Genomic DNA, 10591 nt, shown 5'->3' with positions numbered 1-10591 from the left:
TTTTTGGAATCGACGTTCAATTCAATTCGGCGGCAATCAATTCGGCCAGAGTGATCCATGCGGGGCCGCTGAACATATGATCCGCATCGGGTACGTCGTGAATGATCGAACCGGGCCCGCCCTCGCGAATCCAGCCGTTCATCTCGCCGATTTCCACCTCGGTGTCGCCGGCGCCGTGGAACACCGAAATCGGCGCGTCGACATGACCCGGCAGGTACTGGTATCCGGTAACCGCGCGGATGTCCGACTCCAGAATCTGGAGTGCCATTTCCCGCATCTCCGGATCGCCCGCGACCCCGTCCGTCAGATATTTTCGGGCCGACGATTCCGGCGCGGCCAGCTCCTCGGCCGCGGCCCGGGCGGCGGCCGGCGGCGGCAGCTGGGAGGCGACGACGAGCCGGGACACCCGGGGACCGAGCAGGCGGGCGGCCTCGTAGGCCAGCAGTGCCCCGGAGCAGAGACCGAAAAGGACAACCGGCCGGTCGCCCAGCCCTTCGATGTCCGAGATAACGCCCTTGACCAGGCAACTGACGTCGTCGACAAGTGGTTCGTCGATGCGGCTCTCACGGCCCGGCAGCCGGACGCCGTAGATGGCGGCGGTGCTGCTCAGCACCGGTGCCCAGGAGCGGAACGGTGCCGCACCGGCTCCGGCCCAGGGAAAACAGACCAGTGCCGGATTGTCGACCGATTTCGGCTTGAACGCGATTAGGGCAGCAGGAAGCGCGACGCTCATTATCACCCCCGTGAATTTGAGATGCGTCGGGCGGAGTCGTTGTCGATGACTTATTGATCGACCTCCACCGTTGGAGAAGTATTCACGGGGGCCGAGAGGCTGTCAATGTGACCGGCACGTTTCACAGGTACGTCACGATCAGTCATCCAGGGCGATCCGCGGGTCTACCAGGATGAATACGTAATGTGACGAAGCTTTCGTTGCCGACGATGTCAAGATTTTGTCACGTCCTACCTGGACGGTTGGGTTGTTGCCCTCCGGCAACTGTGATCTGGGACATACCCGGTCCAGGTGACGTGACGTGGTCCTGGGCGGCGAATATTTAGTCCATCGGCATGTGGCGGGAAGGTATCCAAGCGTTTACTTGATCCTGGGAGTTTTTCGAGCGCCGCCCGATTAACGAATCGTGTCGGGTCCGGAGAGCGAATCCCGATGGGTCGCCGTCCAATCGCGGGCGGCCCGCACCTCGTCCACGGCGCCGGAATCGCGCAGGCGCACCATGGCCGGATCCCCGGCCGCGGCCGCCGCGGCGATGCCGTCGGCGCAGCGCTCCTGCCACCACAGCACCGTGTCGATCAGCTCGTCCCGGGACGCCAGGCCGTAGGCGTCGGCGATCACCCGCACCCGGCGGGCGGCGCCGGCCGGATCGGTGCGCGGGCCGAGCGGGACGAACTGCCAGCAGACGTGGGCCACGTCGTGGATGCGACGGCCGGGGGCGCCCCCGCCCAGCCGCGGGCCTCGAAGTGGCGCAGCAGGTCCCGGACGAACGGGCGGGGCGGGGCGGAGCGCCGGACGGTGTCGCCCACGCGGACCACCGCGGTGACGAAACCGCCGGGCAGCGGCTCCACGTCAGATGAACTTCCGGACCACCCGGCGGGCGGCCCGGGCGGTGGCCTCGGGCAGCGGTGACCCGGTGCCGTGGCGGCGGGCCGGCAGGGGCATCGGTGCGCCGCCGGTGGTGCCGCCCGCATAGACCTCGGCCAGCCGGTCGGCGACCGCCTCGCGGCCGTAGCGGGCGTTGAGCGCGTCCCGCGCGCCGGGCAGGTCCAGCTCGGCGAAGCGGGCCTTGAGCCCACGGTAGGCGGCGACGATCACGGACGGATTGGTGGTCGGCTCGAAGACCGCGCCCGCGGTGTCGTGCAGGCCGGCCAGCGTCTCGGCCGGGCCCTCGCTCAGCGCGACCAGGATCGGGGTGCCGGTGGCCACGGCCTCGACGATGGTCATGCCGAACGTCTCGCGCAGGCTGGCGTGGGTGAGCACGTCGTGCTCGTGCAGCAGCGCCGACACCTCGTCCGGGCCGACCGGGGGTTTCCGGGTGATCCGGCCGGTGAGCCCGGCCGCGGCGATCCGGGCGTCGACCGCCCCGGCGAGGGGGCCGCTGCCGACCAGGGTGAGGGTGAGCGCCGGGTCCTCGGCGGCGAGCACGGCGAACGCGTCGATCAGCGGGAGGACACCCTTGTGTTCCATGAGCCGGCCCAGGTAGAGCCAGCGGTTCGGTGCCTTCGGGGGTTCGGGGCGGACGGTGAACGCGTCGAAGTCGATCACGTTGGGGACCACGTGCATCTTGGCCGCGTGACCGGGGAAGTAGCCGGCGACCTGGGCCCGCAGGCTCTCGCTGACGCAGAGCAGGGCGTCGGCCCGGTCCAGCATCTCGGCGTAGCGGCGCTGGGCCCCGGGCTGGGCGAACACCTTGTTCAGGAACGTGGAGTGCTCGGTCACCACGACCCGGGCGTCCGGGCGGGCGAGCCGGGCGGCCACGACACCGGCCATGATGCCGGTGTGCGCGTGCACGACCGGGGCCTCGATGCGGCCGGTGGGCAGGGCCGCTTTCAGGGCGGCGGTCTGCTCGTCGCCGTACGCCAGGTAGTCGCCCCCGGCCGGGGTGGGCACCGCGACCCGGGTGATCTCGCCCTCGGGGTCGTCGAAGACGACCGCGTTGCCGCTGCGCAGGGCCTGGCGCTCGGCGGCCACCCCGAGGAGTTGGCCGCGGAGGCGGCCCGGCGGGTAGAACCAGCTCTGGGTGTGCAGCACGGAGACCCGGGCGAACCGGTCCCGGACCGCGGCCGTCGACGACCGGACGAACGCGCCCGCGAACGGGTCGTCGGGCGACGGGTACCAGGGCGTGACCACGGCGAGGTCGGCCGGGGCGGGCTGCCGGTCCGGATCCGACGTAGGCTCGAGGCGGACGGGCAGGCCGTAGAGGGCGGCGAGCGCCTCGGCGTCACCCGCGTAGGTGACGTCCGCCCCCTCGGCCAGCTGCCGCGCCTCGTCCCGCGACGTGGCCGAGCGGCTGGTCACGGCTTCCGGGACGGACACGTTGTCCCAGGCCGGATCGTTGAACCGGACAAGGGTGACCGCATGGCCCTCGGCGGCCAGCCGGGCAGTATGGGCGACGGCCGCACGGATGCGGCGCGTTCCGAGGACCAGGTAGATGATGTTCATTTCGGGCGGCACGCTATTCATCCGGGGAGGCGAGAGAGTGAACAGGTCATGTCCAGCGGTAGCACGGGGGCCCTTGATGATCTCCGAGGGTAGGGGTGACCGTACACTCGCGCCATCATGAAGGTTGTCATGCTCGTCGACAACGGTGTGCACGGTGATTCGCGGGTCCAGAAGACCGCGCGGTCGGCGGCCGAAGCCGGTTGGAACGTAACCCTGCTGGGCTGCTCGCCCGACAATACCGAGCAGAAGTGGCGGATAGGGGACGCCGAGGTGCGTCTGCTGCCCATGGGCGGCGGTGGATCGCCGGGCGGCGGGGCCGGGCTCAAACGCCGGCTGGTCGAGCGCGGCGGGCTGCCGCTCGCGCTGGCCCGCAAGGCGCGCCGGCCGGTCGAGCGCGCGCAGGTCCACTACTGGCTGGGCAAGGAGGGCGACCGCGCCTGGCGGCGCCTGGAGCCCGGGTTGTGGAACTACGAGCGGGCGTTCGGCAAGGTCATCGACGAGCTGCGGCCCGATCTGATCCATGCGCACGACTTCCGGATGCTGGGCGTCGGCGCGCGGGCCAAGCAGCGCGCGGCCGAGGCCGGGCGCACGGTCAAGCTGGTCTGGGACGCCCACGAGTTCCTGCCGGGGGCCCGGCCGCGGCGCGACAACGCCCGCTGGCTGCCGGCGCATCTGGCCTACGAGCGCGAGTACGTGCCGTACGCGGATGCGGTCGTCACCGTCTCGGACGCGCTCGCCGATCTGCTGCAGAAGGAGCACAACCTGGCCCGCAAGCCGGGCGTGGTGCTCAACGCGCCCGCCGCGGCCGGCGACGAGGACGTGCCCGACCTGCGCGAGCTGTGCGGGATCGGGCCGGACACGCCGCTGCTGGTCTACAGCGGGTCGTCCAGCCCGCAGCGCGGCCTGGACACGATCGTGGAGGCGCTGCCGTCGCTGCCCGGGGTGCACCTGGCCCTGGTCGTGCAGGATCCGTCGGCGCCGCACATCCAGGCCCTCCTGCGGGGGAACGTGCACGCTGTCCCCTACGTCCCGGCCGAGCAGGTGTTCCGGTTCCTGCAGCCGGCCGACGTCGGGGTCATCCCGATCCACCACTGGCCGAACCACGAGATCGCGCTGATCACGAAGTTCTTCGAGTACTCGCACGCGCGGCTCCCGATCGTGGTGAGCGACGTCCGGGCGATGGCCGAGGCGGTCCGCGCCACCGGGCAGGGCGAGGTGTTCCGGGCCCGTGACGCGGCCGACCTGGCCCGGGCCGTACGCGCTATCCTCGCTGACCCGAAGCGCTACCGGGCGGTGTACGACGGGCCGGACAGCCCGCTGCCCGGCTGGGCGTGGGAAGCGCAGGCGGACCGCCTGAACACCCTCTATCAGGAGCTGACCACCTCATGACCAGCCCCGACGTCACCGTGGTGGTGGCCGTCTACAACACGATGCCGTACCTGACCGAGTGCTTGAACTCGCTGGTCCGGCAGACCATCGGGGCGGACCGGATGCAGATCGTCGCGGTCGACGACGGCTCCACCGACCGCAGCGGCGCCGAGCTGGACCGCTTCGCGCGCCGCCACCCGGGGCTGTTCACCGTCATCCATCAGGAGAACTCGGGTGGTCCGGCCGGGCCGTTCAACCGGGGCATCGAGGCGGCGACCGGCCGGTACGTGTTCTTCATCGGCGCCGACGACCTGCTCGGGCCCGAGGCCCTGAAGCGGATGGTCGCCGCGGCCGACGAGAACGGGTCCGACGTCGTGCTCGGACGCGTCGTCGGTGTCAACAGCCGGCACATCTACCAGGACATCTACGCCAAGAGCGACCCGGACGTGGACCTGTTCGACTCGCCGCTGCCGCGCTCGCTGGCCAACACCAAGCTGTTCCGGCGCGAGCTGCTGGAGGAGCACCGGATTCGATACCCCGAGGACATGCGGATCGGCAGTGACCTGCCCTTCACGCTCGCGGCGTGCTATCACGCCCGGAAGATCTCGGTGCTCGCCGATTACGATTACTACTTTGCCGTACGTCGTTTCAGCGCCACCAACATCACGTACCTCAGCCGCCACGGCCTGCGCATCGAGACCGTCGACAAGATCGTCACGTTCGTGGCCGGCCTGATCGAGGCCGGACCCCGGCGCGACGCGGTCATGGTCCACCGATTCGACCACGAGGTCGCGCGCCTGCTCGAGGACGACGTGCTGCGTCTCGACCGGCCGACCCAGGAGCAGCTGCACGCGACGGTGGGACGGCTCGCCGAGGCGTACCTGACCGACTGGATCGCTGAGCGGCTCGGCCCGGAGACCCGGATCCGCCTGGCCGTGGCCCGGCACGGGAAGCTCGACGACCTGCTCGCGGTCATCCGGCAGGACGCCGAGGCGGGCGTGCCGCCGACCGTGGAGCGCGACGGCCGCCGCTACGCCGCCTACCCGGGCTTCGGCACGCTGCCCGACGTGTGCTTCGACGTCACCGACGTCCCGGACTGGGACGCCAAGCTCGACGCGACCTCGTTCGCCTGGGCCGGCGACCACCTGGTGATCACCGCGACCGGCGGCCGGCCGGGCAGCGTGAGCGCCGAGGAGATCCCGGCCACGGTCGCCGTCCGGGAGTCCGACGTGCTGATCCGGCTCGACGTGGCCGAGGTGCTGGCCCACAGCGGCGACTCCGGCCAGCGGCGGGCCGTGTCGGCCCAGCCCGGGGCGTTCGACCCGGCGCACGCGCTCGGCGCGCAGACCGCGACCGGCGCGGCCGGGGCGGCGGCGGTCCGCGCGGCCCGCGCCCGGATGCCGCGCCCGCTGGTCCGGCGCCGGGGCGGCCGCATCTTCGCGATCGCCCCGACCGTCGACGAGTCCGGCCGCCTGATGATCTCGGTGGTGCCGCTCACCGCCCGGCGGGTGCTGTCCCGGCTGCCGCGCCCGTCGGTGCTGAAGCGGACCGCCGGTTGAGGACCGCGTCCCGCAGCCGGTGCCGCAGGGCCGGCGGCAGCGCCCAGATCTGCAGGTAGGTCAGGTAGTCGACGATCCCGGGGCGGCCGTTGCGGCGCGCCTCGGCCAGCACCTCGCGGAACACCGCGAAGCTGCGGGTGGTCGCCGCCATCGAGCCGAGCACGCTCATCGCGAACGCCGCGTAGGCCCGCGGGGTGAACAGCGACCGGCTCGCCCGCAGCCACTCCAGCTGCTCGCGCCACGGCATCTCCAGGCTGATCCGCTCCCGGTCCTCGTCCTGATGCCACAGGACCAGGGGCTCGGGGGCGAAACAGAGCGCGACACCGTCGTGCCGGGTGGCCCGCAGCGTCCAGTCCAGCTCCTGCTGGCGGCGCAGGCCGACGGTGAACGGCACCCGCCGGAACAGCTCGGTCGGCGCCAGGATCGTCGAGGTCTGGATGAAGCCGTCGCCGTAGAACAGGCCCCGGCGCACGGTCAGGTACTCACTGATCGGCTCGCCCGGCGCGGGCAGCCGGCGCGGCAGGATCGCGTCGGCCCGCGGGCTGCGGCTGATCAGGCGGCTGGCGATGACCGGCGTCGTCACACCGGCCCGGGCCGCGAGCGCCAGCTGCACGGCCAGCTTCCGGGGCAGCCACTCGTCGTCGTCGTCGAGAAACGCCGTCCACGTCCCGGCCGCGGCCCCGACCCCGGCGTTGCGGGCGTTCGGCGCACCGCCGCGCTCGGGCAGCACCACCACGCGGACCCGTTCGTCGCCGAGCCCGGTGAGTGCCTCGACGGTGGCGTCGTCCGGGCCGTCCACCACCACGATCACCTCCAGCGAGGTGTGCGTCTGCGCGAGAGCGCTGGACACCGCGCGGGTCACCAGATCGGGCCGGAAACGGGTCGGGATCACTACGCTGACGTCTGGTTCGAGCCCCATCAGGCGAACAGTAGGCGTCGCGGGCGACGAAGACGTGAAACCGGCCGGGGCCGCGCCGGAACCGGCCCTGACCTCCCCGAACAGGTGACGTTCAGGCGGGCGGCGCTTTCGCGCCGAGATCCGAGGGCCGATAACCCTCCGGGTATCCGGGATACGTGCGGTTCCCGGTGGAGATCCCCAGGACCGACGTACGGCGGGGCGGGAAGAACCGCAGCGCGAACGCCCGCACGCGCAACCCGAGCTCGCCGGCCGCCCCGACCCAGCGCGGCGCCGGCGTGAAGCCGAACGCCCGCAGCATCGGCTCGTCCAGCATCGCGCGCACACCCAGGCGTACGGCCGGTCGCAGGAACCCGGGGAACCAGGCCGCGAACAGCCCGACCGTGTACTCGCCGACCTGCCGGTTCGTCTCGGTGAAGACGAAGTGCCGCGCCTCGTACTCCTGCTTGAACCGCGCGAACTCCTCGTACCCGGCCGGGATGTCGCGGATCCCCATGCGCCGGCCGACCTCGCGGTAGTAGTGGAACGCGGCCAGCCGCTCGTGCTCGTGCAACGGCCGCCAGCCGAACCGGTCGAGCCAGCCGATCGGCTCGTGGACGAAGGTCGACAACACGTACAGCATGTCGTCGTTGCTGATCGAGAACCGCCCGTGCACCCGGTTGATCGTCTTCAGCGCCTCCCGGCCGCGCGGCGAGTCGTAGCCGTGCGCGGCGATCTCGGCCATCAGCAGGGACGTGTCGTCGTAACGCTTCTGCGGGCGGTCCCGGAACTCGCCGGTCGCGGCCAGCAGCGCCGAGATGCTCGGCACGCAGTACGTCCGGAACAGCGCGAACTCCAGCGCCCGGGTGTAGTCCCAGGGGAAGTCCCGGCCCGCCGACAGCTGATAGATCTCCAGGTGGTCGCGTTCCGGGTCGAGGCCGGCGATCCGGTCCCGCAACTCGTAGCGTCGGCTCGACATCGGTCGATCATCTCCCTGGCCGGAGCGATCTCGCTCCCCTGACGTTGATAGCGTGGCTCCCATGCGGCCGCAACTGTCCGACGAGGTGGCCGCGACGCTGCGCGGCCGGATCATGTCCGGCGAGTTGCGTCCCGGCGCGCGGATCCGCCTCGAAGAGGTCGCCGCCCAGCTCGGCGTGAGCATCACCCCGGTCCGGGAGGCGCTGCTGACCCTGCGCGGCGAGGACATGGTGGAGCTGGAGCCGCGCAAGGGGTACGTGGTCGCGCCACTGTCCGAGCAGGACGTGATCGACCTGTTCCGGCTGCAGGGCGACATCGCCGGGGAGCTGGCGGCCCGGCTGGCCGAGCGGATCACCGACGCGCAGCGGGACGAGTTGACGCTGGCCGACCGGGCGTTGCAGCGGGCCGCGCGGACCCGCAAGGTGGACGAGATCGAGCGGTTGGAGTATGCGTTTCACCGTACCGTCAACGTGATGGCGCAGGCCCGGAAGCTGAGCTGGTTCCTGCACGTGGCGACCCGGTACACGCCGGCCCGGTTCTACGCGGCCGACGCCGGCTGGCGCGACGCCATGCGGGCCGAGCACGAGGCGGTGCTGGCCGCGTTCGCCGCCAAGGATCCGACCGCGGCCCGCGAGTCGATGACCCGCCACTTCACCGACGGCGCCGACCTGCTGGTCAAACACCTCCGCGACCTCGACATCTGGCCCTGACCCCCGCCCTGTCCCGCCCCGCGGCGTCCGCTGTGGTCCGGGCCGCGACGCGGTCCAGGCCCCGGCTGGTGCTGAGGGCTGTCCCGGGGTGCCGGAGGCAGCCGTGAGCGCCAGCCGAGGGCGTGACGCGCGGCTGGGGAGCGAGTGGCAGCGGCCTCGCGGAGGCCGTGCGGCTTGCGCCGGCCGCGTGTGGGGGACTTCGGTCAGGGGTGGCCCGGGTGGGCCGGGGTGGGCGGTTGCGGGGGTGGGCGGGTTTGTTGCTCTGACCGCGACCAACGGCGGACGTCGCCCTGGAGGGCTTTGCGTTCTGGGCCGCCCGCGGCCCTTGCGAAGCCCGGAAGGGTCCCCGCGGGAGCGACGATCTGTACCCCGGCGGACCGGGGCAATAAAGAATTTGATCTTCATCGGCCGGCCTCGGCGCCGCGCGAGTGACCCCGGGCGTGGCGGATTTTGAACAGTCGCAGGGCGCGGGCCAGGACGGCCGGGTCGCGGTCGAAGGTCATCAGGGCCATCGGGGCCGGGAAGCGCCGCCAGGCGACGGCGTGGGCGCGGCTGAACTCGCGCAGGCCGTCGGCGCCGTGGATGCGGCCGAAGCCGGAGTCGCCCCGGCCGCCGAACGGCAGGGCCGGGATCGCGGCGAAACCGAGCACCGAGTTGACCGAGGCGGCGCCCGCGCGCAGGCGTTTGACCAGGGACAACGCGGTGGCGCGGTCACCTGAGAAGACCGAGGCGGCGAGGCCGTAGCGGGAGGCGTTGGCCCGGTCGACGGCCTCGTCCAGGCTGTCCACCGGATTGACGACGACGGATGGGCCGAACGTCTCGTCGGTGACCGCGGCGGCGTCCTCCGGCACCTCGGCCAGGACGATCGGGCTGATGTAGGGCGGTCGCACCGACTCCTCGCCGCCGACGACCGCGCGGCCACCGCGGGCGACCGCGTCGGCGACGTGCCGGCGCACGATCTCCGGCTGCTCGGGCGTGGTCATCCGGCCGTACGGGGAAAGCTCCTGATCTCCGGGTTCGAGCTGCTCGGCGATGGTCTGGAGCTTGGCCAGGAAGGCCGGGTAGACGGCCCGCTCGACGTAGATCCGTTCGACGCCGGCGCAGGTCTGGCCGGCGTTGCCGAAGCCGCCGAACGCGGCCGCCTCGGCCGCGGCGTCCAGGTCGGCGTCGGCCGCGACGATCATGGCGTCCTTGCCGCCACCCTCGACGACCAGGGGCGTCAGAGTCTCGGCGCAGGCGGCCATGACCTTGCGGGCGGTCGCGGCCGACCCGGTGAACGCGATCTTGTCGACGCCGGAGCGACAGAGGGCGGCGCCGGTCTCCCCGGCGCCGGTCACGACCTGCAGCACCGGGGGCCCGCTGACCGAAACCGACCAGGCCTCGGCGAGCCACAGCCCGGTCTTCGGGGTGTGCTCGCTGGGCTTGAAGACGACCGCGTTGCCGGCGGCGAGCGCGTACGAGATCGAGCCGAGCGGCGTGTAGACCGGATAGTTCCACGGGCCGATCGCGCCGACGACGCCGAGCGGCCGATATTCGAGGGCGGCGCCGTGGTCGGCGGCGAGCAGGCCGGAGCGGACCCGGCGGCGGCGCAGCACCTTCCCGGCGTTGCGGGCGGCCCAGTCCAGGTGCTCGACGGCGAGCATGATCTCGAGCAGGGCGTCGCCGTGCGGTTTGCCGGTCTCGGCCCGGATCACGTCGGCCAGGTCGTCGCAGTGCGCGGCCAGGTGCCGTTTCCAGTTCAGCAGGTGACTCTTGCGATCGGGCTGGGCGGACCACCAGGCGGCGGCCTCGCGGGCCTGGGCGACCGCCTTGTCGACGTCGGTCATTGCGTGCCTCCGGGGCTCGCCAGATTTGATATTTGATATGTTACGTTCGATGTCAATCCCCAGGTGATCACAGGGAAGGG

Annotated in this window: 9 protein-coding genes and 1 pseudogene; 3 read left to right on the top strand and 7 right to left on the bottom strand. The window is 71.9% G+C overall.

The features are described from left to right. Positions 1–16 precede the first annotated feature (16 nt). The 4 genes and pseudogenes from ACSHV8_RS30040 to ACSHV8_RS30025 form a co-directional block, all read right to left on the bottom strand. On the bottom strand, positions 17–733 hold the full coding sequence (locus tag ACSHV8_RS30040) for a thioesterase II family protein (protein ID WP_436521064.1): 717 nt from the start codon (positions 731–733) through the stop codon (positions 17–19). Between the two features lie 396 nt (positions 734–1129). After that, positions 1130–1426, bottom strand: coding sequence for a hypothetical protein (locus ACSHV8_RS30035; protein ID WP_436521062.1), 297 nt, complete (start codon positions 1424–1426; stop codon positions 1130–1132). A gap of 11 nt (positions 1427–1437) precedes the next feature. Further along, positions 1438–1581 (bottom strand): annotated as a pseudogene (locus tag ACSHV8_RS30030) (aminoglycoside phosphotransferase family protein); the annotation flags it as partial. Position 1582: 1 nt separating this feature from the next. Next, on the bottom strand, positions 1583–3175 hold the full coding sequence (locus ACSHV8_RS30025; RefSeq protein ID WP_436521060.1) for a glycosyltransferase family 4 protein: 1593 nt from the start codon (positions 3173–3175) through the stop codon (positions 1583–1585). Positions 3176–3304: 129 nt separating this feature from the next. Between ACSHV8_RS30025 and ACSHV8_RS30020 the strand changes: the two genes are divergently transcribed. Both ACSHV8_RS30020 and ACSHV8_RS30015 read left to right on the top strand, forming a co-directional pair. Then, positions 3305–4564: a glycosyltransferase family 4 protein gene (locus ACSHV8_RS30020; RefSeq protein ID WP_436536952.1), complete on the top strand. Its 1260-nt coding sequence runs from the start codon at positions 3305–3307 to the stop codon at positions 4562–4564. After that, on the top strand, positions 4561–6102 hold the full coding sequence (locus ACSHV8_RS30015; RefSeq protein WP_436521058.1) for a glycosyltransferase family 2 protein: 1542 nt from the start codon (positions 4561–4563) through the stop codon (positions 6100–6102). The genes ACSHV8_RS30020 and ACSHV8_RS30015 overlap by 4 nt, the downstream gene beginning before the upstream one ends. Here ACSHV8_RS30015 and ACSHV8_RS30010 read toward each other — a convergent pair. Beyond that, positions 6038–7021: a glycosyltransferase family 2 protein gene (locus ACSHV8_RS30010; RefSeq protein ID WP_436521056.1), complete on the bottom strand. Its 984-nt coding sequence runs from the start codon at positions 7019–7021 to the stop codon at positions 6038–6040. The two genes, ACSHV8_RS30015 and ACSHV8_RS30010, sit on opposite strands and share 65 nt — an antisense overlap. 91 nt (positions 7022–7112) lie before the next feature. Then, the gene (locus ACSHV8_RS30005; protein ID WP_436521054.1) at positions 7113–7976 is read right to left on the bottom strand and encodes an oxygenase MpaB family protein; all 864 of its coding nucleotides are present in this window, start codon (positions 7974–7976) and stop codon (positions 7113–7115) included. Between the two features lie 61 nt (positions 7977–8037). Here ACSHV8_RS30005 and ACSHV8_RS30000 point away from each other — a divergent pair, with 61 nt between their 5' ends. Beyond that, the gene (locus ACSHV8_RS30000; protein WP_436521052.1) at positions 8038–8685 is read left to right on the top strand and encodes a GntR family transcriptional regulator; all 648 of its coding nucleotides are present in this window, start codon (positions 8038–8040) and stop codon (positions 8683–8685) included. A 401-nt stretch (positions 8686–9086) separates the two neighbouring features. Here ACSHV8_RS30000 and ACSHV8_RS29995 read toward each other — a convergent pair whose 3' ends face one another. After that, positions 9087–10511 carry an aldehyde dehydrogenase family protein gene (locus tag ACSHV8_RS29995; RefSeq protein WP_436521050.1) on the bottom strand — a complete coding sequence of 475 codons (1425 nt, stop codon included), beginning with the start codon at positions 10509–10511 and terminating at the stop codon, positions 9087–9089. Positions 10512–10591 lie beyond the last annotated feature (80 nt).

The sequence above is a fragment of the Actinoplanes sp. HUAS TT8 genome (assembly GCF_051380535.1).
GTDB lineage: Bacteria > Actinomycetota > Actinomycetes > Mycobacteriales > Micromonosporaceae > Actinoplanes.
Note: the sequence above shows the minus strand (reverse complement) of the source record. Positions and strands in the feature narration are given on the sequence as shown.

Bases quoted from the DNA above. Each gene is read 5' to 3' on its own strand.
- ACSHV8_RS30040 (WP_436521064.1), bottom strand. From the start codon at position 733: ATGAGCGTCGCGCTTCCTGCTGCCCTAATCGCGTTCAAGCCGAAATCG.
- ACSHV8_RS30025 (WP_436521060.1), bottom strand. From the start codon at position 3,175: ATGAACATCATCTACCTGGTCCTCGGAACGCGCCGCATCCGTGCGGCC.
- ACSHV8_RS30020 (WP_436536952.1), top strand. From the start codon at position 3,305: ATGCTCGTCGACAACGGTGTGCACGGTGATTCGCGGGTCCAGAAGACC.
- ACSHV8_RS30015 (WP_436521058.1), top strand. From the start codon at position 4,561: ATGACCAGCCCCGACGTCACCGTGGTGGTGGCCGTCTACAACACGATG.
- ACSHV8_RS30010 (WP_436521056.1), bottom strand. From the start codon at position 7,021: ATGGGGCTCGAACCAGACGTCAGCGTAGTGATCCCGACCCGTTTCCGG.
- ACSHV8_RS30005 (WP_436521054.1), bottom strand. From the start codon at position 7,976: ATGTCGAGCCGACGCTACGAGTTGCGGGACCGGATCGCCGGCCTCGAC.
- ACSHV8_RS30000 (WP_436521052.1), top strand. From the start codon at position 8,038: ATGCGGCCGCAACTGTCCGACGAGGTGGCCGCGACGCTGCGCGGCCGG.
- ACSHV8_RS29995 (WP_436521050.1), bottom strand. From the start codon at position 10,511: ATGACCGACGTCGACAAGGCGGTCGCCCAGGCCCGCGAGGCCGCCGCC.